The organism is Pseudomonas sp. PDM04, from assembly GCF_014851765.1.
GTDB lineage: Bacteria > Pseudomonadota > Gammaproteobacteria > Pseudomonadales > Pseudomonadaceae > Aquipseudomonas.
In genome coordinates, this window is sequence record NZ_JACVAI010000001.1 from 116,876 (window position 1) to 143,327 (window position 26,452).

At 63.8% G+C, this 26,452-nt stretch carries 23 protein-coding genes; 2 read left to right on the forward strand and 21 right to left on the reverse strand.

Annotated features, from left to right (window positions below):
- The first annotated feature begins 34 nt into the window (after positions 1-34).
- Positions 35-496 (forward strand): curlin, encoded by a 462-nt coding sequence (locus tag IB249_RS00570; RefSeq protein WP_192301596.1) that lies wholly within the window; start codon positions 35-37, stop codon positions 494-496.
- A gap of 27 nt (positions 497-523) precedes the next feature.
- Complete coding sequence (locus tag IB249_RS00575; protein WP_192301597.1) at positions 524-1,969, forward strand: curlin; 1,446 nt, start codon at positions 524-526, stop codon at positions 1,967-1,969.
- A gap of 53 nt (positions 1,970-2,022) precedes the next feature.
- On the opposite strand, the gene IB249_RS00580 is transcribed toward IB249_RS00575, so the two are convergent.
- The 21 genes from IB249_RS00580 to mnxG all read right to left on the reverse strand — a co-directional run bounded on the left by IB249_RS00580 (position 2,023) and on the right by mnxG (position 26,165).
- A complete protein-coding gene (locus IB249_RS00580; RefSeq protein ID WP_192301598.1) occupies positions 2,023-2,349 on the reverse strand; it encodes a DUF6124 family protein in 327 nt (108 codons plus the stop codon).
- An 879-nt stretch (positions 2,350-3,228) separates the two neighbouring features.
- Positions 3,229-3,567, reverse strand: a complete 339-nt coding sequence (locus IB249_RS00585) for a DUF6124 family protein (RefSeq protein ID WP_192301599.1) — start codon at positions 3,565-3,567, stop codon at positions 3,229-3,231.
- Positions 3,568-4,616: 1,049 nt separating this feature from the next.
- On the reverse strand, positions 4,617-5,474 hold the full coding sequence (locus IB249_RS00590) for a CsgG/HfaB family protein (RefSeq protein WP_192301600.1): 858 nt from the start codon (positions 5,472-5,474) through the stop codon (positions 4,617-4,619).
- A 43-nt stretch (positions 5,475-5,517) separates the two neighbouring features.
- Positions 5,518-5,952 (reverse strand): curli assembly protein CsgF, encoded by a 435-nt coding sequence (locus tag IB249_RS00595; protein ID WP_192301601.1) that lies wholly within the window; start codon positions 5,950-5,952, stop codon positions 5,518-5,520.
- Positions 5,949-6,338, reverse strand: coding sequence for a curli production assembly/transport protein CsgE (csgE, locus tag IB249_RS00600; RefSeq protein WP_192301602.1), 390 nt, complete (start codon positions 6,336-6,338; stop codon positions 5,949-5,951). Before csgE ends, IB249_RS00595 begins: the two co-directional genes overlap by 4 nt.
- Positions 6,335-6,874: a type II secretion system protein gene (locus tag IB249_RS00605; RefSeq protein ID WP_192301603.1), complete on the reverse strand. Its 540-nt coding sequence runs from the start codon at positions 6,872-6,874 to the stop codon at positions 6,335-6,337. Before IB249_RS00605 ends, csgE begins: the two co-directional genes overlap by 4 nt.
- Positions 6,849-7,223, reverse strand: a complete 375-nt coding sequence (locus tag IB249_RS00610; protein WP_192301604.1) for a type II secretion system protein — start codon at positions 7,221-7,223, stop codon at positions 6,849-6,851. The genes IB249_RS00605 and IB249_RS00610 overlap by 26 nt, the downstream gene beginning before the upstream one ends.
- A 3-nt stretch (positions 7,224-7,226) precedes the next feature.
- Entirely contained in the window at positions 7,227-7,700 is a 474-nt protein-coding gene (locus IB249_RS00615; RefSeq protein ID WP_192301605.1) for a type II secretion system protein, read from the reverse strand.
- Positions 7,701-7,702: 2 nt separating this feature from the next.
- Positions 7,703-9,538, reverse strand: coding sequence for a secretin N-terminal domain-containing protein (locus tag IB249_RS00620; protein ID WP_192301606.1), 1,836 nt, complete (start codon positions 9,536-9,538; stop codon positions 7,703-7,705).
- Complete coding sequence (locus tag IB249_RS00625) at positions 9,535-10,053, reverse strand: hypothetical protein (protein WP_192301607.1); 519 nt, start codon at positions 10,051-10,053, stop codon at positions 9,535-9,537. The genes IB249_RS00620 and IB249_RS00625 overlap by 4 nt, the downstream gene beginning before the upstream one ends.
- Entirely contained in the window at positions 10,053-10,601 is a 549-nt protein-coding gene (locus IB249_RS00630) for a GspMb/PilO family protein (RefSeq protein ID WP_192301608.1), read from the reverse strand. The genes IB249_RS00625 and IB249_RS00630 overlap by 1 nt, the downstream gene beginning before the upstream one ends.
- Positions 10,588-11,133: a PilN domain-containing protein gene (locus tag IB249_RS00635; RefSeq protein ID WP_192301609.1), complete on the reverse strand. Its 546-nt coding sequence runs from the start codon at positions 11,131-11,133 to the stop codon at positions 10,588-10,590. Before IB249_RS00635 ends, IB249_RS00630 begins: the two co-directional genes overlap by 14 nt.
- Position 11,134: 1 nt before the next feature.
- A complete protein-coding gene (locus IB249_RS00640) occupies positions 11,135-11,938 on the reverse strand; it encodes a hypothetical protein (RefSeq protein WP_192301610.1) in 804 nt (267 codons plus the stop codon).
- Complete coding sequence (locus tag IB249_RS00645; RefSeq protein WP_192301611.1) at positions 11,919-13,625, reverse strand: GspE/PulE family protein; 1,707 nt, start codon at positions 13,623-13,625, stop codon at positions 11,919-11,921. Before IB249_RS00645 ends, IB249_RS00640 begins: the two co-directional genes overlap by 20 nt.
- An 84-nt stretch (positions 13,626-13,709) precedes the next feature.
- On the reverse strand, positions 13,710-14,240 hold the full coding sequence (locus IB249_RS00650; protein WP_192301612.1) for a response regulator: 531 nt from the start codon (positions 14,238-14,240) through the stop codon (positions 13,710-13,712).
- 224 nt (positions 14,241-14,464) lie between these two features.
- Positions 14,465-15,418, reverse strand: coding sequence for a peptidylprolyl isomerase (locus IB249_RS00655; protein WP_192301613.1), 954 nt, complete (start codon positions 15,416-15,418; stop codon positions 14,465-14,467).
- A gap of 15 nt (positions 15,419-15,433) precedes the next feature.
- Positions 15,434-16,984: an ABC transporter substrate-binding protein gene (locus tag IB249_RS00660; protein WP_192301614.1), complete on the reverse strand. Its 1,551-nt coding sequence runs from the start codon at positions 16,982-16,984 to the stop codon at positions 15,434-15,436.
- A gap of 9 nt (positions 16,985-16,993) precedes the next feature.
- Positions 16,994-17,614, reverse strand: coding sequence for an SCO family protein (locus IB249_RS00665; protein WP_192301615.1), 621 nt, complete (start codon positions 17,612-17,614; stop codon positions 16,994-16,996).
- Positions 17,611-18,270 (reverse strand): SCO family protein, encoded by a 660-nt coding sequence (locus tag IB249_RS00670; protein ID WP_192301616.1) that lies wholly within the window; start codon positions 18,268-18,270, stop codon positions 17,611-17,613. The genes IB249_RS00665 and IB249_RS00670 overlap by 4 nt, the downstream gene beginning before the upstream one ends.
- Before the next feature lie 13 nt (positions 18,271-18,283).
- Positions 18,284-20,236, reverse strand: coding sequence for a YncE family protein (locus IB249_RS00675; RefSeq protein WP_192301617.1), 1,953 nt, complete (start codon positions 20,234-20,236; stop codon positions 18,284-18,286).
- Between the two features lie 88 nt (positions 20,237-20,324).
- Entirely contained in the window at positions 20,325-26,165 is a 5,841-nt protein-coding gene (mnxG, locus tag IB249_RS00680; RefSeq protein WP_192301618.1) for a manganese-oxidizing multicopper oxidase MnxG, read from the reverse strand.
- Positions 26,166-26,452: the final 287 nt, after the last annotated feature.

Consider the following 26,452-nt stretch of genomic DNA (forward strand, 5'->3'; position numbering starts at 1 on the left):
TGATGGGGCCGCCCTCGCCCCAAAGGACAAGACCATGAAAACGTCGACCGCCGCCCTGCTCTGCCTGCTTCTGCTCTGCAGCAGCGCAGGCGTACGCGCCGACGATTTGATGGACAACGACGACCTGGGCCCCGGCGCCGACCTCGGCGAGTTGCCCCTACCGGTCGGCCAACAGGCGCTGATCGACCAGAACGGCCAGGCCAACGTGGCGTTGCTGCAACAGAACGGCCAGTCGTTGCTCGGCACCATCGTCCAGTCGGGCAGCAACCAGGAAGCCTACATCCTGCAACAAGGCAGCGACCTGATGGCGATGATCACCCAGCAAGGCTACGGCAACTCGGCCTCGATCACCCAGGCCGGCAGCCAGAATCGCGCGCAGATTTCCCAGAACGGCAACAACAACGACGCCAGCATCGACCAGGCCGGCACGGGGCTTTCCAGCGCCGTGAACCAGTCGGGAAACGGCATGAGCGTTTCGGTCAAACAATACCGCTGAAGCACTGCACCCCTTGGAGGTTTCATCATGTTCAAACTGACGCCCCTCACCGCCGCCATCCTGGTCATGGTCAGTGCCCAGGCCATGGCCGACGACAGCGTTTCCCTGCAGGACCAGACCGGCACCGCCAACGTCGCCGATGTGAAGCAGACAGCGGCGCCCTTCAGTACCGCCACCCAGCAGCAACTCGGCCAGGGCAACGACGCGGCCGCGGTGCAAGACACCGCCACCAGCACCATCGACCAGCACCAGGTCGGTGACTACAACGCCGGGTACGGCGAGCAGTTGTTCGAAGACAACAGCACCATCACCCAGCAACAGGTCGGCGCCCTGAACATCAGCCACGCCAGCCAGTCCATCGGCGTGGGCGGCAACGAAGCGCTGCAACAGCAACAAGGCAGCGGCAACTTCTCGTTCATCTACCAGGAAGAACAGGAAGCCACCTCTGCACGAACCTTCCAGGTCGGCGACAGCAACGAGGCCAACATCGAACAGGTCGGCCTGGGCCTGGCCAACTCCGCGACGGTCAACCAGGTCGGCATCGCCAACTACGGCACCGCCGAGCAGTCGGGTCAAACCAACGGACAGATCACCATCAACCAGACGGGCGAAAGCAACTACGCCTATTCCGACCAGAGCTTCGGCAGCGACAGCAGCGCCACCATCAACCAGCTCGGCGTGCTCAACGGCACTGAAATCTGGCAGGACGACCAACGCAACAGCCAGGCCAAAGTCGACCAGATGGGCACCAGCAACGAAACCATCGTCGACCAGAGCTTCGGCGAAAACAACGTTGCCCAGGTCCTGCAGGTCGGCGACCTCAACGCCATCTATGCCGACCAGTTCAACTCCGTCGGCTCGGCCTTGACGCTGTACCAGGAAGGCACGAACAACGTGCACTTCACCTACCAGAGCGGCGACAGCCACGTCCTCACCGCCAACTCGGTGGGCAGCCAGAACAAGGTCTACGCCAGCAACTGGAAAGGCCCGCAAACCGGTGGCCAGTTCGGCAGCAACCAGCGCGCGACCATCAACCAGAACGGCACCGCCAACGTCGCCAACTTCACCCAGGACGGCATCGGCCACATCCTGACCACCAACCAGAGCGGCTCAGGCAACAAAACCACGATCAACCAGGCGGATGCCTTCAACGAGCTGTACTTCGACCAGAACGGCAGCGACAACCTCCTCATCGCCGACCAGCGCGGCACCACCAACCTGGCCATGGGCAGCAGCAACGGCATGGGCAACACCACCGACTTCACCCAGTCCGGCACCGGCAACGAGGCCTACACCACCCAGAACGGCAACGACAACATGATCACGGTCAAACAGGCCGACACCCAGAACGTGACCTACGTGAACCAGGGCGGCACCGGCAACATTGCCAATGTCGACCAGAGTGGCGTGACACAGATGGCGACGATTCAACAGATGGGCATGGACAACCGGGCGACCGTGTTGCAGCAATAAGCGCGGGTAAAAAAACCGCGGCCCTGGTGAGGGTCGCGGTTTTTTTTGGGGGATCAATGCGGTGCCTGGAGCTCCAGATTATCCAGCGCCCGATTCACCGCCAGGTCCGCCAGCATGATGATCTGCTGGATACCCAACAGCATGTGGCGTTGCGGACCGTCGACGAATACCGAGAGATCACCGGCCATGACGCTGGCTGAAGCGAGTGATTCACAGGCACTGGCGAGCAGGGTTTCGGTATCGATGTCCGGGGCGATGGAGAACATTGTGCTGGGGGTGTGAGGTGACGCGGTATTCGGCAGCGATGGATCAAAAGCCGGGTCGTCGGCAGATTCGCTTTGTGAGGGTGATTCAGGGGGATTGGGCGTTGGTTTTGGCATGGTGAAAGCTCCTGTGACAATCGGAGCCACCAGTACTCGTCGCTAAACAAGTGAAGGTGGCGGCTGTACGAAGGTTAGCGAACCGGTCACAGGTAAACCCGGCAGACCCGAAGGTCTCCGACGCACAGCCACCATAAATGAATGACAGGCGAAAAACGCTTGCAATCATTGCCGGAGGACTTGTGTCCCTGTAAGTGTTCGAGTCGCTAAACCCGATCGCTGAATGGGCAGCGATGCGCAAACGTTAGAGACCCAAGCCAAGGCACACAAGCCGGCGGATTCTGGCGTAGTTGTAGGCAACGGCGCAAGGCATCGTAATGGTGGAAGGGTCCTACGGAAGAAGCCGACCAAGAAGAAATCCCTTTGTAGGAGCCCATCAAACCCACCCAACCACGAGGCCGAGCGTTAGCTCGCCTTGCGCTTTTGATCTTGCTTTTGCTCTTGCTTTTGATCCACCCGCCCCTTCGGAAGGCTGAGTGGAGGCATTCATCCGGGGAGTGGGCGCGCAGCGCCGTGCGGCGAAGCCGCACACATCGAGAGGAGGTGCAGCGCAGCAAACCGGAGGCGATGTCCCCGGAGGAATGCCGCAGCGAAGGAACGCCGAGCCCAAGCGAGGGGCCGGACGCCGGGGCGAGCGTTTTTTGGTTACTTTTTTTGGCGCTTGTAAAAAAGTGACCCGCTGTAAGAGCGGAACCATAAGCAGCCGTTACCGCAGAAACGGATATGTACACCAGCAAGAACATGGTCGACAGACAAACCGCCATCGCGAGCAGGCTCGCTCCCACAAGGGTTATGGGTAAATTCGCCAATTCCCGGGTGGCCGTGAGACCGTCTTCGCTGGCAAGCCAGCTCCCAAAGGAGCCGCGTGCATCCGATCTATCAGCCTGGCTGTGAAGGTGATGCCTGGAACTCCAGATTATCCAGCGCCCGATTCACCGCCAGGTCCGCCAGCATGATGATCTGCTGGATACCCAACAGCATGTGGCGTTGCGGACCGTCGACGAATACCGAGAGATCACCGGCCATGACGCTGGCTGAAGCGAGTGATTCACAGGCACTGGCGAGCAGGGTTTCGGTATCGATGTCCGGGGCGATGGAGAACATTGTGCTGGGGGTGTGGGGTGACGCGGTATTCGGCAGCGATGGATCAAAAGCCGGGTCGTCGGCAGATTCGCTTTGTGAGGGTGATTCAGGGGGATTGGGCGTTGGTTTTGGCATGGTGAAGCTCCTTGATCAATGGAGCCGCCACACATTGCTGCTAAACAAGGAGGTGGCAGCTGTACGCGGGTTAGCAGACCAGGGATCAAGGAACCCGGCGCACCGAAGTGCCCCACGCACAGCCACCATGACGAGGTGATCTCGGCGTGCCTTGAAATTGTCCGAGCTGCTAAACCCGATCGCTGAATCGGCAGCGATGCGCAAACGTTAGAGACCCGAACCAAGACACACAAGCCGGCGGATTCTGGCGTAGTTTTAGGCAAAGGAGCAAGGCGATGTAGTGGTGCAGATGTCCTACAGCAGAAGTCATTTGCAAAGAAAATCCACTGTAGGAGCGCGCTTGCTCGCGAGGGACCTGAGAGCACACGGGGGTGTCAGGCAAACCGCGTTATCGTTGACGACCATCGCGAGCAGGCTCGCTCCCACAGGAGGCGCCCACCAAAAACCACCGAACCACCAAATCACCAAACCACAAGGCCGAGCGTCAGCTCGCCTTGCGCTTTGGATCTTGCTTCTGCTTTTGATCCACCCGCCCCTTCGGAAGGCTGAGTGGAGGCATTCATCCGGGGAATGGGCGCGCAGCGCCGTGCGGCGAAGCCGCACACATCGAGAGGAGGTGCAGCGCAGCAAACCGGAGGCGATGTCCCCGGATGGATGCCGGAGCGAGGGTATCCCGAGCCTAGGCGAGGGACCGTACGCTTGGGGCGAGACCTTTTGGTTCCTTTTGGGGCGTTTGCCAAAAGGGACTCGCCGTAAGGGCGAAACCATAAGCCGCCGTTACCGCAGAAACGGATATGTACACCAGCAAGAACATGGTCGACAGACAAACCGCCTTCGCTGGCAAGCCAGCTCCCACAATGACCGCGTACAGCCGCAGCGATTAGGTTGCCTGCGAGGCCGTCATCGCGAGCAGGCTCGCTCCCACAAGGGTTATGGGTACATCCGCAAAAACTGCGGTGGCTGTTCGGCCGCCATCGCTGGCAAGCCAGCTCCTACAGGGTTCAGATTACAACCAGCGAGCACCAGGTCGGCCCGCAGGCCGCCTCGGTTCACTCCTCCTCGGTCACCCGGTTCTGGCTCAAATAACGATCGAGCGTCTCATTCTGCGCCGGCACCGAGTTATCCCCCGCCACCTGCCACAGACGCCGCTCGATGCCCTGGGCCAGCAGATGCCCCACCGCCGCTTCAATCGCCGACAACACACACAACTGCGCCGGTTCGTTGGTGGTATAGCCAACCTCCGCCTCGAGCAGCTTCTTGAACTCGATGAACTTGAAGACCCCGGCGCTGCGCCCCACCGAGTAGATGGTCTTGCTGGTCATGACATTGGCCAGCACCTGCCCGCTGCGCACATCCACGGCGCGCAGGTTGACCGTGACCTGGTCCACGCGATACTCCCGGGAAATGTCGATACCGAGGTAGCGCGCCCCTTCCCCGCCGCTCTTCACGTTGGTGTCGTAGGCAATGATCCCGCCCTCGAGCATCATGTTCGCCGCTTGCAACGGAGGCAGTTCAGCCTGGATGTTCACCGGGGTGTTGGGCTTTTTCTGCGAGGCGCGGATGATCTTGCGCTCGGTCAGCAGGTTCTGCAGCCCTTCGCGCTCCAGCACCACGAACCAGCCGCTGGCCTGCAACGCGTCCATCAACATGCTCGCCGCCCCCTGGGTCACGCTGGTGGAGAACGAGCTGGCCGGCGTCGGTTTGTACTGCCCGGTCTGGTCGCGAAAGCCGTACACCACCGCCATCAACCGGCCCTTGGGGCGCGGCATGTTGATCAAGTCGTAGTAAGTCGAAGCCCTTGGGGTCAGCGTCGGGGTTTCGCTGTCCTGCTCGGCGCCGACCGGCTCGCGCAGACTGCACCCTTGTAACGCGGCCAACATCAGCCCCAGCACCATTATTTTTTTCATGACCTTACTCCCCATCAAACCGCATCCCTGGACCCAAAGCCCTTCAAGGGGCCAGGCCACTCACCTGGATTTCCGAAATCTCACCCGTCGCCCGGTCCGTCACAACGATGGTCAATTGGCCGGAGTCGTCGACGACGTTGACGATAAAAGCGTCAGTGGTCAGGCTCCCCGTGTTGCCGGCGGAGATGTTGTCCAGCAACTGCCCGAGCAGGCGTGATTGCAACTGGCTGGTGAAGCGCTCCAGCGCCGAGGTGCCGGCCACCGACGTGCGTTTTTTCAGATCGGGATCGTCGTAGTCGTTCTGCGCCTGGGCATTGTTGAGCAACCAGGTGCCGTTCAACGGGTTGCCGCCGAACGATGGGTTGATCGGCGTGTAGACCAGTTCCGTGGCGTGCACCAGGCTGCAACTGCCAAGCCCGAGCAGGCACAGGCCGGCCCGCGAAAGCGCTGAACGTTGCGAGAAGTTTGTTGTTTTCATAATTCGTCCCTCTCAAGGTCCGTTGTGTCCTGCAACATGGCTTCCAGCTTGCGCTGGACGATCTGCCCGCGTACCCAGTCGGCGGCGTCGTACGCCTCGTCCTTGAGTTCCACGGTGTTTGGCGGCAGAAACCGCCGGTAAACCAGGCGCTGCTGATATTCCACGGTGACCAGGGCGCCCCAGCGCGCCGAAGGCCGTTCACGTACCACCAGGTTGAAATCCATCGGGCTGGTGGCACGCAGGCGTTCACTGAACGAGTAATAAAAGTCGTGGCCGATGTGCGAAATCGTGTCATCGACGATGAAACCCATCATTTCGTCCTCTTCGCCGGCCGCGGCGGCAGCGGACGCCAGCATCAGGATCAGGGCCAGGCAGCGGCGGTTCATGGCTGCAACCCCTGAGGCGATCTGGACGGTCCCTTGCCGGCACCCGGCGCGCCGTCGAGGAACGCCTTCTCGGCCACGAACTGCCAGTCCTTGTAGCTCGCCATGCCGGCAAAATCCGACCACTGGCTGGGGAAGTCCGCCTGCTTCAACGGTTTGTCCGTGGAGGCGCTGGTGAGGCCGGTGATGCGCCCGTCGAACCCGCGCATCAAGGCCCATTCGCCGCCGGTGATCGGGTCCGGGTACAGCTGACGCAAATGGTGCTTGGGGTTGGGAAAACGCTCGTCCTGCAACAGGTCCTCCAGGGCCTTGGGGTACTGCGCCAGCCCGGGCGAACTGCGGTAGTAGCTGCGCAAGGCCTGGGCGTATTGCGTACCGACCCACAGCAACTGGCGCTCGCGGTCACGGCGTGCCGCAGTGGCCCACAACTCGCCGGCACTGGCCAGCCCCATGGCCATGACCAGGATCAGCAGCAGCACGCCCAGGTAGGTGAAGCCGTCTTCGCCTGCGGGCCTACCATTCGGAAAAAAGGCTGCCATCACGCGCCCTCCCTGTGGCTCCGCTCTTGATGTCGGCGACCGCGCCCGGTACGCCGTCCGGCGGTGCGACCATTACCCAGAGGTCCTTGCGCTCGGCGATCGGGTCCATCGGCGCATTGCGCAGGTAACGCTGCTCCACCAGTTGCTCGAGCGAATCGGGATAACGCCCAGTGTCGCCGTAGTAGTGATCCAGGGCTTCGCGCATCGATGCCAGGCTTTGGCGCAGGGTGGTCTCTTTCGAGGATTCCAGGCTTTCGAAATAACGGGGCATGGCGATGGTCATGAGGGTCGCGATGATTGCCATGACCACCATCAGTTCCAGCAGGGTAAAGCCCTTTTGCCGACGCATGATTCACCACTCCCGATACGCAATGCCGTTGAGGCCCTTGCCCCGCGCCTTCGAATACACGTCGAAGATGTCTTCGCCTTCGCGCGGGTTCTGCGCCGAACTGTCGTAGGCACGCAGGCCCCAGCCACCTTCGTCGTCGCGCTTGACCGGGACCAGCGGGTCCCGGGGCACGCGGCGCAGGAAATAGAACTTGGCGCCCTTGGCGCTGCGCACGTCGCGCACGCCGTCCACCAGCACCTTGAGGCTGGGCGGATAGCCGCTGCTGTTCAGCGACTTCTCGATGTAACCGGCGTCGAACGCGCGTTTGTAGGCGTCGATCGCATCGCGGATCTGATACAGCGCGGTGCGCAGTTCCTGCTCCTTGCCCCGGCGCACCACTGTCTCGGTCAGCGGTGCGGCCATGCTGGCCAGCAGGCCGATCAGCGCCAGCGTCACCACCACTTCGACCAGGGTAAAACCACGTTGCGAGGCGTTCATGATCAAGGCTTCTCGATAAAGACCTGGGTGGTGGTCGCGGCCACCGGGCGGTCGATGCGATCGGTGGTCACGGACATTGGCAGGCTGCGATCCGGCGCCTGGATGTGCATGCTGGTTTCGGTGCCAGTGGTGAACTCCATGTCGGACGGGCTCTGGTACGGCAGGTTGCGCACCACCCGCGGGGTGATCGACAGCACCAGCTCCGATTTGCTGACCGAGTCCTTGTTGCTGCCGAACAACCGGCCCAGCCCCGGGATGTCCCCCAGACCGGGGATCTTGTTGCCGGTGGCGCCATGGTCGTTGCGCATCAGCCCCGCCAGGATCTGCGTTTCGCCGTCATGCAGGCGCAGGGTGGTCTGGGCGTTGCGGGTATCGACCTGGACCGGAATCGTGCCCTGGCGGGTCGGTTCCAGCGGCGTGGCGTTACTGACTTCGAGGGCGATCTTGATCGCCACTTCGTTGTTCAGGTGCACGGTCGGCTGCACTTCCAGTTTCAGGCCGACGTCCAGGTAGGTCACGCTTTCAGTGATCACCGGACCCTGGGTGGACGGCACCGAGGTGGCGCTGATGATCGGCACGCGCTGACCGATGTGGATGCGCGCCTGTTCGCGGTTGCTGACGCGAATGGTCGGACTGGCCAGGGTATTGATGTCGTTGTCCTGGGCATTGATCTTGGCCTGGGGCGACGGCGAGATGGTGATCCGGCTGGAGTCGATGCCCTTGAGCTGGTTGAGCAGCGTCACCGGCGAACCGTCGCTGTTGATCACGCCGAAGGTATTGGGCCATTGCAGGCCGAGGTCGAGAATCCGTTGGGTGGCGACTTCCATCACCTCCACTTCCAGCACCACTTCCGGGTTGGACTGGTCTTGCGATTGCAGGAGTTTTTCGGCCATGCGGATCGCGTCTTCGGTGTCGCGCATGGTCAATGTGTTGAGGCGTTCGTCGACGAACACGTCGCGGGTCTTGAGCATGGTCTTGACCATGTTCAACGCCGTGTTGGCGTCGATGCTGGTCAGGTAGAACGTGCGCATCACCAGCTCCTGGTAATCCTTGAGCTTCTGCGGCGAATCCGGGTAGATCAGCAGGGTGTTTTCGTTCACCACCTTCTGGTGCAGCTGGTTTTGTTGCAGCAACAGATCCACCGCGTCTTCGATGCGCACGTCGCGCACGAAGATCGTCGCCTTCATGTCCGGGCGCAGGTCCTTGTCGAAGATGAAGTTCAGGCCGGCGACCTGGGACAGCACTTCGAAAATGGTCTTCAGGTTGGCGTCGCGAAACTCCAGGGTGACCGGCCGATCCAGGCGGGTGCGCAGTTGCGGGTAGGGGATGACGTTGCGGCTCTGTACCAGGCGGATACTGCCTTGCAGTTCCAGGGCGCCGGCATTTTGCGGGTCCAGTTCGAGGATTTGCTTGACCTGGCGGTCGGCGCCGTAGAGGTCACCGCGACGCAGGTCGCCCCGGGCCAGTTCGAGTTTTTCATCCATGCTGCGCAGGTATTCGAGCTGGCGCAGGGCGTCCTGGGCACGGCGGTTGTTCGGCTCGATGGTCAACACGCGGCTGTAGTTGATCCGGGCGGCCGCGAAATCGCGACGGGAGCGGTCGGTATCGCCCTCAGTCAGCAGCGCGGTGATGGCCCGGGTCCGGGCGGTATTGAGCGCCAGGTGCAGTTCGGTGTCGCGAGGGTTTTCCCGCAGCCCTTCCTGGATACGTGCCAGCCCCGCTTCGTATTGCCCCTGCTCGATCAACTCGGCAGCTTCCTTGTTGGCCACTTGCGCGGAACTGCACGCGGCCAGCGCAACGCAGAGGCAAAGGCTCATCGACAAACGGATCGGGTTCATGGCGCGCTCCCCACAGACAAGGTCTGGGACAAATGCATAGGCAGGTAGACCAGGCTCAACTCCCTGTCGGAGATGCCCTCGATCCGCCAGGTTTCGTCGATCACATCCCCTTTGCGTACGACGTATATTTTTTCGCCGTTCTGCAAAAACACCTGCAGGTCGGAACGGTCATCCAGCCGGCCAACGAACTGGAACGGCATCGGCGGTGCAGTGGGGGCCTGCAGCACCGGGGTCACATTGACGGGTTGCTCGGTGACGCTGGCCAGGGTCGGCGCGGCTTTCCAGCTGCGGGCGGCAAACAGGTCGCCCGCCGGGCTCAAGTCCCTGATCGCCGCCGGTTTGCCCGCAGCGGGCGTGGCCGGCAAGGCACCCTTGGCCTTGGCCTTGGCCGGGGGGGCGACCGCCGCCAGCGAGACATCGCCCTCTCCGGCCGGCGTCCAGTACTCGGGTAACCAGGCCAGCGCCGCCGCGACGCCGAAGAAGCCCACCCATCCTGCTACGCGCTTGGTGTTCATCATGACCTCGACAGGTAAAGGGTCAGGCGGATGCGCCCGGTCAGGTCGGTGTCGGCGATTTTCTTGCGCTGGAACTCCACGTCTTCCACCACCACCGCTGGCAACTGGCCGAGCAAGGCATGCAGGAAGCGCCGCAGTTGCGGGTAGCTGCCGCGCACCGGCAGCAGGATCTGATAACGCGCCAGGTGGGTCTTGGGGTCGATGCCCAGGGCGTATTCACCCCGTGCCAGGGTGATGCGTTCCTTCGCCGCGAGGGCGTAGATCTTGTCGATGGCCACCGTGGCCTGGGGTTGCGCCGGCAGTTTGCTGCGAAAGTCATCGAGTTGCCGTTGCGGCACCACGGGGGCGGCGACGCTGCCCTCCTCGACCCTGGCCAGGTAGTCGCGGGCGTCAAGGGTCTGCTGGCTGAGCTGTTGCAGCGACTGCCAGTGCGGCATCAGGCCTGCCAGGCCATACACCAGCGCCAATACCAGCATCGCCGCCCCCGCCAGGCCGGGAACGCCCAGGCCCTGCAGGTATTCGTGGACGATCAGTCTAGGGATTCGCATCGCCAATCTCCCAGGTAGCCGACAGGTTGAATTGCACCGGGTGCTCCGGCACGTTGGCCACGATTTCGTGGCTGAGCAGCGACACATCGGACAGCTCGTCGCTGGCCTCGAGGTTGCGGTGGAAATCGAGCATGGCTTCCAGGTCCTTCGCTTCCGCGCTGATCCGCACCTGCCCTTTGCGGGCATCGGGGGTCAGGGTCAGCAAGGCGATGTCGTCGCGAGGCATGGCTTCGAGCATGGCGAACAGGCTTTCCCAGGGCCGGCGCAGTTGCTGCGAGACCTTGCGCATCTCGGCAAGGTTTTGTGCCTGTTCGCGGACCTGGGCCGGGGTCAGTTCGACTTTGGCACCGCTGTCGCCAGTCAGTACGCGCTGGGTGGTCTGCAGGTGCCCCTGCTGTTGCTCGACCTGTTCGCCCAAGTGCAGCGACATCACCAGGCAGCCCAGCGCCAGTCCCCCGCCCATGGCCAGCAGGCTCCAGCCCAGCGGGCCGGAACGTCGACGGGGCTGAAAATCCAGGTTGAGGGCGCGCATCTCAGGCCACCGCCCGGGACATGACGTACAGGCAATCGCGTACGGGTGTGCGGCCTTCTTCGAGGGTGCGCAAGTGCACCTCGGGCAGATCGGGCTGCACGTCGACGCGCGCCGGGGCATGCAGGTAGACGTTCAGCGGGCGCTCGCTGGTGGACGCCTGCAACTGGCATTCGCGGGCGATCAATGCGCTCAGCGCGGCGTCACTGTCGCTGCTGCCCACCGAGCGCACCGAGGTCCAGCGCTGTTCACGGGCCAGCAGCAACACACTGCGCACCGGTTCCGCCACCACGAACAGGAAGTCGCCGCCTGCCAGGCTCTTGTCGAAGTGATTGAACGCCGCCATCAGGTACGGCTGCACCGAACGCAGGCGCAGGCCACGGGCACGGGTCAGGGTGCGCAGGCGGGTCAGCAGGTCCTCGGGCAATGCGCTGGCGACGCGGTCATGGCCCGCCGGTTCCGCCGAGAGCACCAGGCTCCAGGGTTGGCTCGGCACGCCGTACAGGTCTTCGAAGCACAGTTGCGCGAAGCCGTGCAATTCGCCGGGGCTGCTGATCTGCTCGCTCCAGGGCACCAGGCAGAAGCGGCTGAAGTGCCCGGAAATCACCACGCTCAACTCGGCACCGGCACGGGTGTGGTCGGCCAGCAGGTGGTCGAGGGTGTCCAGGGCCACGGCCCAGGCATGGAAGCCTTCGTCGATGAAACCGACGCTGCCCAGCCACAGGGTTTCGCTGCCACGGCGCTGGCCGAGGCCGACGCCGCTGGCGCCGATCACGGCGACATAACGCTCACGAGATAAAAGTGACACGATTGATCTCCTCGAGAGTGGTCCGGCCCTGTTGCACCAGTTCCAGGGCCGATTCGCGCAGCAGGCGCAGGCCACGCTTGCAGGCGTGGGCCTTGATTTTCGCAATCGGTTGGCGCTCGACGATCATTTGCCGCAGCTCATCGTCCAGGTGCAGCAGCTCGGCAATGGCGCTGCGCCCACGGTAGCCGGTGCCGCGACAATGCCCGCAGCCCTTGCCATGGACGAAGTGGTAGCGGGCGGCCTGTTGCGCATCCAGGCCGGAAGCCTCCAGCTCTTCTTCGCTGGGGAGGTACGGGCTGCTGCAACTGGTGCAGACCAGGCGAATCAGGCGCTGGGCCAGTACCGCATTGAGTGCCGACACCAGGCTGTAGGGGTCGATTTCCATCTGAGTGAAACGGCCGATCACGTCGAACACGTTGTTGGCGTGGATGGTGGTGAACACCAGGTGCCCGGTGAGCGCCGATTGCACGGCAATCTGTGCGGTGTCGGGGTCGCGGATTTCCCCGACCATGATCTTGTCCGGGTCATGACGCAGGATCGAACGCAGGCCCCGGGCGAAGGTCAGGCCCTTTTTCTCGTTGACCGGGATTTGCAGCACCCCCGGCAACTGGTACTCCACCGGGTCTTCGATGGTGATGATCTTGTCCACGCCGTGGTTGATCTCGGTGATCATCGCGTACAGCGTGGTGGTTTTGCCGCTGCCGGTGGGGCCGGTGACCAGCACCATGCCGTAGGGTTCGGCGGCCAGGCGACGCAGCTGGCGCAGGGTTTCCTCCTCGAAGCCCAGGGCCTGCAATTGCACGCCGCAGACCTTGTCGGCCAGGTCCTGCTTGTCGAGCACCCGCAGCACTGCGTCTTCACCGAAGATGCTCGGCATGATCGACACCCGGAAGTCGATCTGCCGGCCGCTGATGCCGATCTTGAAGCGCCCGTCCTGGGGCACGCGCTTCTCGCCGATGTCCAGCTCGGCCATGACCTTGACCCGCGAAATCACCTGCTCGGCAAACTCGCTGCCCTGGATCTTGCTGATGTTGTTGAGCACGCCGTCGATCCGGTACTTGATCACCAGGCCGCTGCCGGTGGTGCCCAGGTGGATGTCGCTGGCGTGCATTTTCAAGGCGTCGTAGAGGGTCGAGTTGACCAGCTTGACCACGACGCTGGCGTCCTCGCTGATGCTGGTCAGCGACAGGCTTTGCAGGGTGTCGACTTCGGTATTGGCGTCGGCCTGGGCGTTGAGCGATTCCACCGCGTGAAAGCTCTCTTCGTGACGCGCCAGATACGCCTTCAGGTCGTCGGCATGCACCAGGTACAACGGCGCGCCGTGCAGGCAGTCGTCGATCCAGGCCAGGCGTGCGGTGTCGAAGGGGTCGGCGAACACGCCGATGACCGCGTCCTCGTGACGCAGCAGGATGAATTCACGTTTCAGGCATTGGGCCAGGGTGACCCGGTCGAACACCGGGGTGGCCTTGAACAGCGTGTCGGTGTCGAGCACCGGGTAATGCAGGGTCGCGCCGAGGCACTGGATGAAGGGCATGGGCGCCAGTTCGCACAACACCCCGAGGGCTTCGAGCATCCGTTCGCCGGAACGGCCGGCCAGCGCCCGGGCCTGGGCCAGTTGCTCACTGGAAAAGCGCGATGGGGGACATTCCAACTGCGCCGATTCAACGGCAAGGGATAGACGGTCCATGGCTTGCTCTCCAACGCCGGGGGCTTTGAGCCCTGTCGACGCGGCGAGCGATTACGGTGGAGACCGCAGCGGCTTGTCGCGCCTTTACTCCCCGGTGAGCAATTGTTCGTCGTCTGGTGCCTTGGAGGTCGAACTTCGTCGGCGATCCGCCAGCACCCAACTGCCGTCGTACAACTGCAGCGGGAAACTCTCATTCCTGCTCTGGCGTCGTTCGACAAAACCTTCGGCGTTGCCCATGCCGGTGAGGGGTTCACGCTTCATCCCCAGAAGGTCGCACACGGCTCGGGCCAGTTCCGCCATTGGAAACGGTTTGAACAGGATATGGCTGACACCCAGTTGGTGGGCCCTTTCGCAGACTTCAGCGGTCGGGTGCCCGGTGATCAGCACAAAATGGCAGTTCCTGTTCTGGCGGATAGCTTCGAGCACCTCAAAACCTTCCATATCAGGCAAGCGGTAATCGAACACCATCACATCGGGTGCGAACTGTTCGGCTTCACCGATACCCGTCGCACCGTCATGTGCAATCCGAACGTCCAGTTCCTGCGCCTGAAGGTAATCCTTGAGGTTTTCAGCAAGAAGCTGTTCGTCTTCAACAACCAGTACTTTGTTTAACAAGGTGGACTCCTTGAAACCGCAGGTCCGATTTCCGAGCCTGGTGGAGTGCGCGCCTTGATAGGGCTAACGCACACTTCATGCCAGGCTGAGCGCCGGTAATTTCACCACTGCATCCCATTGAATTGCTTCGAATCACCTGTTCGTCCAGGCACCCTTTTCCCCAAAGACGGGGAAGCGCACGAAAGGTCGCCGAAGCTTTTCCCCCACTATTGGGGGGGCAATCCTCAGTCGCCGTCAATCCTTTGAATTCGATTGCTGGAGCGCAACTGCGCAAGCACCTGCTGACGAACCTGGACTTGTTGCTGTCGGGCAAGGTACGCCCTGACACTTTCCAGTCCCTGTGTTTCTGAGACATCGACCGCCTCCAAGTGGTTCTGTTGAAAGATCAGATGCCAGCCCAGCGGTGTGCGGACCGGCGCGCTGACCTCACCGGGCTGCAAGGCAAACGCTGCCGCTTCGAACGTGGGCAGCATCCGTCCACGGGGGAAATAGCCCAGGTCACCGCCCGCGCTGGCGGATGCATCTTCGGACCCGGTCCGGGCCACGCTGGCAAAATCCTCGCCCTGGGCGATCCTGACCTGCATCTGTACCAGGCGCAGCCGCGCCGCTTCGACGGTGGCGGCGTCGGCGTCCTGCGCCACCTTTATCAGGATGTGCCGGGCCTGCACGGTTTCCGGCTGGCTCATGTCGGCGCGGTGTTGCTCATAGAAAGCCCGGACCTGCTGTTCATCCGGACCGTCCACCTGGGTCAATTGCGCGAACATTTGCCGGGCCGCGAGCTCGCGGCGGGTGTACTCGGCAAAACCGGCCTCGTCGAAACCGGCATCCTCCAGGCGCTGCGCGAACTTCTCGGCACCGCCCAGGGCGGCGCGCATCCGTTCCACCTGGTCTTGCACCGCAACATCACTGATGACCACACCGCGCTTGACCGATTCCTGCCACAGCAACTCACGGTCGATCAGCGCATCCAGGGCCTGCTGGCGCAATTGCTTGTACGCTTTGGGGTTGCGAATGCTGCCCAGCGCCCGGCCCTGATCTTCCAGGTATTCGGCAAAATACCGTTCGAAGCGCAACGCCGATATCTCTTGATCGTTGACCCGCGCAACCGCCGGGCCATTGCTGGCCAATGCCCCGGGCAACCACAGGGTCAGCAGTATCAGTAACGTGTTGAATGTCATGATCGAGGCCTCCGCTCAAGGGGTCGCCGTCACCGGTTTGTAGGGGGCAACCAGGTAGAAACGCTGGTCGGGCAGATCCACGGTGACGATGTGTGCGCCGTTCAGGCCCAGGCGCCGCCCCGGCCCGAAGCTGATCAGCGGGGTCAGCCCGGTGTCGAAATCATGCAAGCCTTCCAGGGCGTTGATCAGCTTCTCGCGGCTGGCATCGCGACCGGCCTGCTTCATGCCTTCGCTGAGCAGCAGCATCGAACTGAAAGCCCCGACTTGCAGCACCGAGTGCTGGCCGCCAAGTCCCTGCTGCTCGCGCACCTGGGTCAGGGCCAGGCGCCCGGCCTGCGTCCAATCACTGGGCACGAACGGATAGGAGAGGAACACCCGCCGGGAAAAACCGCTGGGCACCTGCAACAGGTCTCCGGCCACCTGATTGGACGTGGCGAACAGGTAAGGCACCTGCCCCGCTGTTTGCAGGCGTGCGGCGAAGCGGCTGAAATCCTCGCCGCAGCCCAGGTAAAACACGGACCGCGAGCCCAGCGGCAGTTGTTCCTGCGTCGGGTCGTAGGCATTGAGGCTGACGTTCTGCCAGCCGCGTCGCAGCAGGTATTGCCCGAGGTTTTGCGCCGCCTGCTGCTGGCCGGGCTCGTTCGGGTAGGTGATCAGCGTCGGGCCCTGGAGCACGCGCAGGCTGTCGGTGGCGTAATCGGCCAGGGCAAACAGTTGTTCGCGCAGCCCCGGCATCGGTTCAAAAATCTGCCGGCTGCTCTGCGTCGCCCCCTGCAACGACACCGGGCCGATCAGCGGAATACCCGCCTGTTCCAGGCGCGCCACCAGTTGCGCATCGAGGGCCGGTGCCAGCGGCGCGATCAGGGCGAACACCTGCTCCGGCCCGATCAACTGGTCCAGCGCGCGTTCGGCACTGGCCAGGTCGGGGCCCGGATCAATGATCGTCAGGCGCAATTGTCGACCGTGAATCCCGCCCGCCTTGTTGATGCGCGCGATGCTCCCGTTGAGCACCGCGGCCACCGTCGCCCCCTCCTCCGCCAGCAGGCCCTGGCTGGGCAGCAAGGTGCCCAGGTGCAGGCTGTCGGGGGTCAGGCCGGGGTCACGCTCATCGGCCAGGCGTTTGAGGTAGGCCGTGAGATTGCGCTGGTCATTCATCGACAGCACGAAGCGCGGCATCGCCGGGTCGAGGCGATTGTTGCCCGGATCACGCCCCTCCTGCACCGCCCGCGCCAGCGTGCGTTCGGTGTAGGCCGGGTAGTCGCGGCCATTGATGTGCTGCTGGCCGTGGCTGCTGGTCAACCGCGCCCAACTCAGGTCCGGCGGCCGCACCCCGCCCTCGGGCCGGCCCAGGCCATCGGCGCCGTGGCAGTTGGCGCACGGCAGGCGGGTGGCTGGCAACACCATGTCCGCCGCCCCGACCCGCGCCATGATCGGCTCGCCACTGCCCGATACGCCCTCGCGATACAGGCGTTTGCCGGCACTTTCTTCTGGGCTCAGGGGCGACGCACCAGCGCTCGGAAGGCATCCGGCGATCAGGAGCAGGCCAAGGACCAGGCTGAGGTTCATGGCGCGCCCTCAACGGCCGGCCACGGGCATTGTCAGCAACTGCAAGCGCTGGGCAATGGCGGCGGCCGGGGCATCGGGACGGATCTTGCTCCAGCGTTTGTTGGCCACATCTCCGACGATCAATTGGGTTGAATGCTGCTCGGGGGTCGGCACGATCTGGCCGATGCGGCTCAATACAAGGTCCATTTGCGCCTTGTCGCCCGTGAGAAAAAACCAGTGGGGCCCATCGACGCCCTGCTTCAAGGTGTAAGCCTTGAGCACCGCTGGCGTGTCCCGCAGCGGATCACTGGTAAGGGAAATGAAGGTGATGTCGTCCGCCTTGTCGCCCAGCACTTCACGCACGTCCTTGAGCTTCTGGGTGATCAACGGGCAGGCATCGTTGCAGCTGGTGAAAATGACATTGAGCAGCACCACGCGGTTTTGCAGGGCATCGCTGTAGAAGCGCAGGGTGTTGCCGTTCTGGTCCTGCAACGGCGTATCGGTGAACCAGGTTTTCGCATCGCGCGTGCCGCTCGCCGGTTGCGTCGCGGCGACCGTCGGCGTGGCGGGTTCATGGCCTTCATGGGCGAACGCCATCGAGCTGAAAATGCAGTAACACAGGGTCAATGAAATCCAGTCGACGACTCTCATGGCTGCTGCTCCGTGCTGGCGATGGCGGTGTGTTTGGCGTGGGCGTTGCGCTGGCCGCTGAGCTTTTCCACTTCACGGGTCAGCACGGCCGGATCGGTGAAGCCGTAGTAGCGCGTCCAGTGGCGACTGTTGCCGTCACCGACGAGGATCAGCGGCTGGTGACTCTTGAAGTCGCCACTGAAACTGCCCAGCCCCTTGAGCGTTTCGTTGACCGACTGCGGCGAACCGGTGAGCCAGCTCCAGCCCGGCCCTTTCTGGAAGGCGCGGGCATAGTCGTTCAGGCGCCGGGCGTCGTCACGCTGCGGGTCGATGCTGATCGACACCAGTTGCACCTCCTTGCCGACCCGCGCCCCCAACTGCTGCTGCACCTTGCCCATGATCGACGAGACCACCGGGCAGACCGTGGAGCAACTGGTGTAGATGAAGCTCATGACCACGATCCGGTTGCTGACCAGGTCTTTCTCCAGGCGCACGCTCTGGCCGTTCTGGTCCACCAGCGCGACGTCGGCGAACTTGACTTGGGTGCTCTCCGAGCTGGCGCTGGCGGGCGGCATGGCGTGCCCGGCATGTTCGCCCTCCGAATGCGCCAGGGCCTGGCCGATGCCGGCGGCCAGCAGGCACAGGGTCAGCAGGCCACGTTGTATGAATCGATTCATGTCGATGTCCTCTTCAATGAGCGGTGTCGGCCAGTACCCGGACACTGGCAAACGTTGAGTCGCCGAAGGTCGCGCCGAGGGACGGCGCACGCACGTGCAGGTACCAGGCACCTTTCTGGTCCAGGGTGACCGGGGCTTCGTAGAAGCCGTTGCCGAGATCCCGTGCCGCGACCCGCTGCGGCCGCGAACTCGGCGCCAGGAAGTAGCGCAGTTGCACGTCCCGCACCCCGCTGCGCACGGTGTTCTGCTTGCCCTGGACGATGCGGAAACGCACGGTGTAGGGGCTGCCGAGTGCCGCCGTGGAGCGGTCGAGCAGGAACTCCACTTTCGCCACGCCGGTCTGTTGCGCGGTGCCGTTGCCCGGTTCCACGACGGTGCTGAAGCAGTGGACGATGTTCGGCTGGTTGAGCAGGAACGCGACGTCGAAACGCCCGGCCGCCGGCAACTTCACCCGTGCGCTGTACAGGCCGGGTCCGACTTCGCGCAGGCTGCGGTCGATGACCAGCGCGGCCCGCGCCATTTGCCCGCGATTGGGGTAGCCGGACATCGGCGCGTTCATGCCTTCGGCGTAGAAGTAGGTGGTGTTGTCCACCGGGTTGACCACGAACACCGCGTTGTCGTCGCGCGACACCGCCAGGCTCGAGGCCAGCGGCAGGTCGCCGGCCAGGCGCGGTGGCTTGTTGCCGGCCTCGAACCCCTGGGTGATCGGCTTGCGGCCTTCCCCCAGCGTCGCCAGGTTGATCATCGTCACCTTCGACGACGCCAGCCCGCGAACGTAGGCGTAGGCCTTGGTGAACACCACTTGATAGGGCTCGGCGGACACGTCCAGATTGTGGATCAGCGAATCGGTGGCGGCGTCGATCACCGCAGCCTGGTTCTCCAGGGTGTTGAGCACGATGCCGAAGCGGCCGTCGGCGCTGAAGCCCATCGGGCCCAGGCCCTGTTTCAAGGCGATCACCCGGCGCACCGACTGGCTCGCGGCGTCGACCACGGTCACCGTGCCGTCCTGACCATCCGTCACGTACGCGGCGCCGGCCAGCGGCGAATACACCACCGACAACGGGTGCGAGCCGGTCCTGAGCTGCTTGATCAGGGTCAGGCTGGCGATGTCGATGATGCTCAGGGTGCCGTCGTCGCGGTTGGTGACAAAGGCGAAGCGGCTGTCCCGGCTGAAGGCGATTTCGTGATGCCCGCCGCCGGTGGCCAGGTGCTTGAGGGTTTTGAGGCTGCGGGTGTCGATCACCGTGACCCCGGACTGTTCGGCCGATGGGGCGTTGTTGCCGACCCACAGCAGGCGTTCATCGGGTTGCAGGGCCACACGGACCGGGTGGCTGCCGGCCGCGACCGAGTCGAGCACCTTGAACTGTTCGCTGTCGATCACCGCCACCTCATCAGCGGCCGGCATCGACACGAACACCCGTTTGTTGTCCCTGGGCGTCACCCAGTCCATCGCTGGTTGCTTGATGTCGATACGCGCCAGGGTGCTGGTGATGCCGCCCACCGAGACCGACGGGTCCACCACCATGACGCTGGCATCGCGGTTCATCACCAGCAGGAAGTAGCTGTTGAGGTCCAGCAGCGGGCGCGCACCGATGCTGGACTTGAGGAATACGCCGACCCGCGACTTGCAGCTGCGGTCACGGCCCTGGGCCTGATCGGCGGCCATGGCCTGCGGGTCCAGCCAGGCACCGGGCGCGGCCCCCGCCAGCGGTTGACCGGAGGCCTTGTCGGTGATGCGAAACAGCACGTCGGCAAACTCGCCTTCGCGCAGCACCCCGTCCTCGGCCAGTGACCGCATCTGCAGCGCCACCGTGACGCCGTCACGCTCCAGGGTCTGGCCGCCCCAGGTGTCGGGCAGTGCGATTTCGCTGAGCAACGTCGGTGGCGTGGCCCGCCAGACGCTCAGCCAGATCACCGCCGCCCCGATGACCAGCGTGCCTGCGACGATTGAGATGGTCTTGTTCATTATTGTTTTCCCCTGTGAATGCCCGCTGCAGCGATCCTCTGTGGGAGCGAGCCTGCTCGCTCCCACAGTGAGGGTGTTATCCCCTGCCCTACGGAACCGGTGCCGGCTCCGGTTCGTTGGTCACCCGCAGCAAGCCCCACAACCCGGAGGTGTTGCCGTAGGCGCCGTAGTCGCGGAACAGGTAGTCCCCCGGTATCGCGTTGATGCCCCCGGCACTCGGCAGCATGAAGCTGAAGTGCGCCGCCGGCAGAACGCTTTCGTGGGCACCGATGTACATCGACATCGGGTTGTACCCGAACCTCACCGACCCCACGCCGGGGCTACTCATCGGGTAACCACCGATATCGCTCTTCTCCGACTGGAACGGGTTGGTCGACCAGACATGCCCGTCCAGCTGGAAGGTGCTGCCACGACTGCCACCGGTTGGCATCAGAATGTGCGTGCGCAACGGTTGCCCCGGCCTGGCATACAGCACCGGTGTCTGCGGGTCGCCCCCCACCAGCGCGTTGCTGTAGGCCATGTGCGCGTTCGTCATGTCGCCGTAGCCGGCGCCGTCGGCATGACCGAACGGTGCATCCGGCGCCAGGCCGAAGCGGTACCACAGCGGTTCGGTCCTGTAGTTGATCGCCATGCTGGAGTTGTCCTGCGGGTCGGTCGGCACGCCGAAGCCTTCGGCGGCGATCCCTTCCACCGGACGACCATTGGCCCAGCGCATGTTCAACGCCTTTTGCCAGACCATCACGAAGTCGCGGTAGCTGGTTTGCCCCGGCGCGGTGACGGTCGCGTTGACCTTGCGCGCATCCTCGACCCAGGTCGCACCCACCGGCACGATGCTCATCGCCGCCGCCAGGCCTTTTTGCGCCTGCTTGATCACGTCCGCCGGGGTGAAGTTCAAGCCGCCGAACTCAATCGCCGTGGCGTTGATGTTGTCGACGTTGCGCCCCAGTTGGGTGATCGGTTTGCCTTCGCGCTCCAGGTGCCCGGCGTAGTACTGATAGGTACGGGTCGGGTACGCGCCGCTGTTGCCGACACGCGGTGGCACCGTCTGGATCGGGTTGGCGCCGACGTTGGTGCCGTCGGATTTGGTGATGTCGTACGCCAGCAGTTGCGCGTGCAGCCCCACGTGGCTCGACGGCCGCATCAGGTTGTTGCTGAAGGTGGTCGAGCCGGTGCCGCTGTTGCGGTCGCGCTTGACCATGCCCTGCATCACGGCGGTCTGGGTCAGGTCCGGCATCACGCTCGGCAGACGGTTTTCCAGGGTGATGTTGATGCAGTCACCGGCCGCCGCACGCAGCACCAGTGGCTCGACAGGCACCCCGGGCTTGAGTTTGCCGGTGGTCGGGTCGAGGTCGGCCTTGCGCACGTAGAGGATCGCGGTCGGGTCATGCAGCGGCCCGCTCTGCCCGCCGATGGTGATGGTCTCTCCGTCTTCGGGATCGGTGACGGTGACCTGTGGAATGCTCACCGTGCGCGAGTTGAACACCAGGGTGCCCCCTGCCGGATTCAGCGGCCCGCCGACGTGCTGGGCCAGGCCAGCCGGGTCACCCAGGGTCAGGCCCAGCGGATTGCCGAGGATATCGTTGGCCAGCGCCGCCACCACTTCATAGTTGCGCTGCGGCGTCGGCCGGGTGCCGATGCCGTTGGGGTTGGCGCCGATCCGTGGGCAGACGCCGTCGAACGCCACGGTGTTGCGCATGCCGGTCGGTTTGGCGTTGTTCGGCAAGGCGAACAGATCGTTGCGTTGCGCGGTGTAGTTGCGCATCACGCCCCAGATGCCGCTCCAGTAACCTTCGATCGACGCGTCCATCGAGTACAGGTAATCACCCGTGGTCGCCGCCGAACTGGACAGCATCGAGACCGGTGCGATGAAGCCCATCTGCTCGGAAATCCCGATCATCTGCGAGGCGCGCCAGCCGGAGTTGGAACTGTTGCCGAAGCCGGAGCCGCTTTGCAGCCATTTCACCCCGTGCAGCGTGACGTTGTGCTCCTCTTCGTGGCCACCGGCATGCACCCGCAGCCGCACGTTGTCACCGGTGTAGGTGCGCAGCATCGGGGTGAACGGGTCACCGGGTTCGGCGCCGCCCTTGTTGATGTGCGGCGGGAACAGCGTGGTGCCGCCGGTTGGGCCGGTGGCCGAAGTGATCAGGTTCGGTGCCAGGTTCATCGCCGGGATCGCCCGGTCGGTGCGGCTTTGCATGGCGTACGCCAGGTCGCCGCCCAGGCCGTCGGCCTGCATGCCGCGCTTGCCGTCTGGACCCACCTTGTTCGGGTCGTACACCCGCAGGGCCAGCGGCTCGTTGCGGTAATTGACCACGAACATGCCCGGGTCATCGACCGAAATGGCTTGCGGGCAAGGCCGGGTCGGGCAGCCGGGAACCATTGCGCCCTGAACCTCGAGAATGCCGTCCAGCAAGGTGCTGGCGTTGTTGCGCACCGGTGGGTTGATGGCGTAGCGGAAGCTGTCCGCCGTGGCCGGGAAGGCCTGCGGATCCGGCACGCCATTGGGGCCGGCGCCGACATACACACCCGCTTCATAGGCGTGCTGGAAGTCGCTGTACTCGAGGAAGAACTCACGGAAGCTGTCGTTCTTGCCGTCGCCGTCCAGGTCGCCGGTGGAAATCACTGCCTGCCACGACGTCGGCCCGCCGTCCTGACGCGCACCGCTGTACAACGGCTCGCCGGTTTCGGCATGGAACCAGGTCGAACCGGCCGGTTCGGCCAGTACCGTGGCGTAGAGGCCAATCTGCTGGTGGGTCGATGGGCCGAGGTGGTCGTGGGTGAAGATGGTGCCCAGGCCACGATCGACACCCTTGGTGTTGACCACCGGATCGACGAACCAGCGTTGCATGGCCGTGCGTGCGCCGACCCAGTCCGCCCGGCCGTACTGGCCGAAGAACGGGTGATTCCTGGCTTTCGGGCACACCGGGGTGCCGTCGCGCGGGTCAGTGCCTTCGCACTGGTTGAACTCGCGGATGGCATGGATACGCTCTTGCACGGCGCCCGGGGAAAGCACGCCGTCCTCGTAGTTCCAGCCGTTGGCCGAACCGTCGGCGGCCGTCAGGTCCCATTTCGGCAGGTGGATGTGCTGGCCGATCACATCGGTCGGTGTGCGCACCTGATAGTCGTCCATCTCGTAGGTGGCCGGCACCAGGTTGGTTTGCTGGTACTGCACGCAGTCGAAGGTGTTCATGCGCATCACCAGGGGCTCTGGCGGACGCTGTTTGGTGATCACCGGCCAGGCGTCCTCCCACAACGCCAGGATGCGTGCCTGCGGAAAGTGGTAGCCGACCTTGTTGTAGACCGCGTCGAACTGGATGTTGGCCGCTTTGTAGACTCGCGGGCGGTCGGCGGTGAAGGTCGAGGACCCGCTGAACGACATGCCGTCGACCCGCTCGCCGCTGGCGAATTCACCCAGGCCGGCGCTGCTGGTCAGGCGTTTTTGCCGGTCATCCATGCACGGTTCGTAGTACGGCGCGCCCGCCACCGGCAAGGCGCCGTTGGTGCGGAAGTTGCGCGGCACGATCTGGCTGCCCGGCAGCAAGGCGAAGCTGGGGTGATCCTTTTTCGCATGGAAGGCCATGGCCGCCTGTTCGACTTCGGTGCCCTCTTCGGGCAGGTACAGCGGCTTGGCGCGCTTCACTTCCTTGGAGAAATCCAGGGAGGTCGTCACCGTCAGGGCCTCACCGCCGGCGGAGAAACCGTCCAGGGAATGACGCCCCAGGCCACCGTCCCAGCCTCCGGACTGATTCGGGTCGAGGTTGGCCCACAGGGCATTGCCCGAGGCCTTGAGACTCTGGGCCTTGGCCGCGTCGAGCATGTCCAGCGGTGGGGTCGGTGGACGTTGGCCGACCGAGCTTTCCATGCCGCCGATCCAGAAGGGATAACCCGGGTTTTTCAGGGTGCCGTCGGCATTGCGATTGGCTTCGCTGCGATCGACCAGTGCCAGCGAGCCGATGGCCTGAGCGCCACCGCCCTGGTGTTGGCTGTCATCGTCGTGCTCATCCTCGTCATCGTCGTCATCGTCGTCATCGTCGTCATGGCCGGCGACCAGGGTTTCGCCGATTTTCGGTACCACGGCGACTTTGCCGGGCATCGGGGGCATGGCTTTGCCGGGAAGCGGTACGACCGCCGGGATCGGGGTGCCCGCGATGATTTCGCCATCGGGCAGGGCCCGCGCGCCGGAGGCCGGTTTACCCTGGCGCAGGGCATACGGCTCGCTGTGGTAGCCGTCGTCGCCCTGCTGCGAAACCTCGAGGCGGGTGCCCTCTTCGAACACGTCATGCACTCGCCACATCGCCCACATGCCCTGGGCGAAGTGCGGGTAGAAGTGGCAGTGATAGATCGCATCGCCCGCGACCCGGTTACGGTTGCCCGAACCGCCGTTGGCGATTTCATAGGTGTAGCCCGCACCCGGCCCGATGCCCTGGGCGTCGATGTAGTCGGAGTTGTCGTCATTGGGGTTGAACAGCCACTGATGGCCGTGCAGGTGGAAAATGTGCTGCTCATGGCCATTGTGGGTGTTGCGGAATTTGACGAAGTCACCGATATAGCTGTGGTTGACGTTGCTGGGCTCCGAGGGATAGAGCGCCATGGTCGCCTTGACCCCGATCTGATCGGCCCTCGGCACCTGGCCGGGGGTGATGCCTTCCAGGCCGGCGTTGGCCGGAACGTCCACCAGCATCGCCACATCGCCGACGGTGTGGGAGCTGAGGAAGAACTCTTCATAAGCGCAGGACAAGCAATCGTGCATCGGCCCGACGCCGAGTCGGTTGGCAACCACCTCGGCGCCCATGCCGCCGGAACCGTAGTTGATCATGAACGAATCCCGGGTCGGCTCCAGCACGTGAGCCATGACCGGGTCGGCCCAGTAAGCCGGAAAGGCCTGGGTCGCAGCGGTCTCGTCCTGGAACTGCGAAGCGAAATCACGGAACGGCTCCAGGCGATTGGGCAGGGCCGGGTTGCGTTTACCGACCGACTCCAGCGCATAGGTCGACGCTGGGAAACTGCCATCGGCATTGCTGCCCATCACGATGGCGTCGCTTTCGCTGGAGATGATCTCGTTGCCATCGACCATGTTGATGATGGGTGAACCGGCCTTGCCTTCGCGAATCCAGGGTTCGCGTTGCGGGTAGCGTGCCTGGTAGTCGACGATCGGCTGACCGGCCGGCGTGCGGCCGGTGCTGGCCAGGCGCATTTCCTCTTCGGTCAGGGTGTTGCGGTAGCTACGGCCGCCCTTGGGCACGACCGCCACCTGGCCGAACAGGCCGTTGGCAACGTTACCGGCCGCCCCTTCGCCACCAAAGGTGGCACCACGGCTGCTGACGGCGAAGACCCCTTCGCGCTCGGCGTACAAGGTGTAGGAACGGGTGGCGCCGGGCGCAACCAAAGTGTTGGCGTTGCGCCCGGTGAACGACGAGATGTCGTCAATGCTGTTGACCGCCTGCAAGCCGTTCACCTGAAAGCCGACATGACGGTCGGCGACTTGCTCGTCGACCTTGAATTCTTCGTTGTTGCCAATGGCGCCGAGGTCTTCCTCGCCTTCCTCGCCCCCCTCGTGGGAGCCCGGGTTGGCCTGATAAGCCAGCAGGTTCTGCAGGTTGACGGTCAGGCAGTCGCCGGCTGCGACACGTAGCACCAGCGGCCGCGGACGCTTGTCGGGGCGCAACGAAACCTTGCCCGGCACCGCCGCGCCCCCCTGCGCCAGAGAGACCTCATGGTCATCGACCACGTCACGACGCAGCGCATACATCATGCCGTTGACGTTCTGCGCGCCGAGGCGGTTGAACATCAGCGGCTGGTCCAGCGCCACGACGTTTGCCACCAGATTGCGTTCGCAGCGTGCGGCCGCTTCGGCCAACTCGACGCCCAACAGCGGCGCCAGAAACAGCAACAGGTTAACCAGGTGATGAGCGTGGGGGATGCCGGCCATGATCAGGGTCCTCGCTGTGGGTGCTCACAGGGAATGGTTCTCGACAAATCCCCTGGAGCAATCCGCATGCCATAAATATTTTTGTGATTTATCAATCGCTTACACAAACGACTTGATAAGTCGGGGGAAATCCCCCACCCACTCCCCCACTTTTCGGGTTGAAGCCATGCGACAAACACGACAGCTGCGTGGGAGCGAGCCTGCTCGCGATAGCGGTGGATCAGCCAACATCCATCTCGACTGACCTTTTGCCTTCGCGAGCAGGAACAGGGGTCGGGTCGTTGAAG

What these genes read in the sequence shown, in the direction of transcription:
- IB249_RS00570 (WP_192301596.1), top strand. Translation starts at nt 35, where the DNA reads ATGAAAACGTCGACCGCCGCCCTGCTCTGCCTGCTTCTGCTCTGCAGC.
- IB249_RS00575 (WP_192301597.1), top strand. Translation starts at nt 524, where the DNA reads ATGTTCAAACTGACGCCCCTCACCGCCGCCATCCTGGTCATGGTCAGT.
- IB249_RS00580 (WP_192301598.1), bottom strand. Translation starts at nt 2,349, where the DNA reads ATGCCAAAACCAACGCCCAATCCCCCTGAATCACCCTCACAAAGCGAA.
- IB249_RS00585 (WP_192301599.1), bottom strand. Translation starts at nt 3,567, where the DNA reads ATGCCAAAACCAACGCCCAATCCCCCTGAATCACCCTCACAAAGCGAA.
- IB249_RS00590 (WP_192301600.1), bottom strand. Translation starts at nt 5,474, where the DNA reads ATGAAAAAAATAATGGTGCTGGGGCTGATGTTGGCCGCGTTACAAGGG.
- IB249_RS00595 (WP_192301601.1), bottom strand. Translation starts at nt 5,952, where the DNA reads ATGAAAACAACAAACTTCTCGCAACGTTCAGCGCTTTCGCGGGCCGGC.
- csgE (WP_192301602.1), bottom strand. Translation starts at nt 6,338, where the DNA reads ATGAACCGCCGCTGCCTGGCCCTGATCCTGATGCTGGCGTCCGCTGCC.
- IB249_RS00605 (WP_192301603.1), bottom strand. Translation starts at nt 6,874, where the DNA reads ATGGCAGCCTTTTTTCCGAATGGTAGGCCCGCAGGCGAAGACGGCTTC.
- IB249_RS00610 (WP_192301604.1), bottom strand. Translation starts at nt 7,223, where the DNA reads ATGCGTCGGCAAAAGGGCTTTACCCTGCTGGAACTGATGGTGGTCATG.
- IB249_RS00615 (WP_192301605.1), bottom strand. Translation starts at nt 7,700, where the DNA reads ATGAACGCCTCGCAACGTGGTTTTACCCTGGTCGAAGTGGTGGTGACG.
- IB249_RS00620 (WP_192301606.1), bottom strand. Translation starts at nt 9,538, where the DNA reads ATGAACCCGATCCGTTTGTCGATGAGCCTTTGCCTCTGCGTTGCGCTG.
- IB249_RS00625 (WP_192301607.1), bottom strand. Translation starts at nt 10,053, where the DNA reads ATGAACACCAAGCGCGTAGCAGGATGGGTGGGCTTCTTCGGCGTCGCG.
- IB249_RS00630 (WP_192301608.1), bottom strand. Translation starts at nt 10,601, where the DNA reads ATGCGAATCCCTAGACTGATCGTCCACGAATACCTGCAGGGCCTGGGC.
- IB249_RS00635 (WP_192301609.1), bottom strand. Translation starts at nt 11,133, where the DNA reads ATGCGCGCCCTCAACCTGGATTTTCAGCCCCGTCGACGTTCCGGCCCG.
- IB249_RS00645 (WP_192301611.1), bottom strand. Translation starts at nt 13,625, where the DNA reads ATGGACCGTCTATCCCTTGCCGTTGAATCGGCGCAGTTGGAATGTCCC.
- IB249_RS00655 (WP_192301613.1), bottom strand. Translation starts at nt 15,418, where the DNA reads ATGACATTCAACACGTTACTGATACTGCTGACCCTGTGGTTGCCCGGG.
- IB249_RS00660 (WP_192301614.1), bottom strand. Translation starts at nt 16,984, where the DNA reads ATGAACCTCAGCCTGGTCCTTGGCCTGCTCCTGATCGCCGGATGCCTT.
- IB249_RS00665 (WP_192301615.1), bottom strand. Translation starts at nt 17,614, where the DNA reads ATGAGAGTCGTCGACTGGATTTCATTGACCCTGTGTTACTGCATTTTC.
- IB249_RS00670 (WP_192301616.1), bottom strand. Translation starts at nt 18,270, where the DNA reads ATGAATCGATTCATACAACGTGGCCTGCTGACCCTGTGCCTGCTGGCC.
- IB249_RS00675 (WP_192301617.1), bottom strand. Translation starts at nt 20,236, where the DNA reads ATGAACAAGACCATCTCAATCGTCGCAGGCACGCTGGTCATCGGGGCG.
- mnxG (WP_192301618.1), bottom strand. Translation starts at nt 26,165, where the DNA reads ATGGCCGGCATCCCCCACGCTCATCACCTGGTTAACCTGTTGCTGTTT.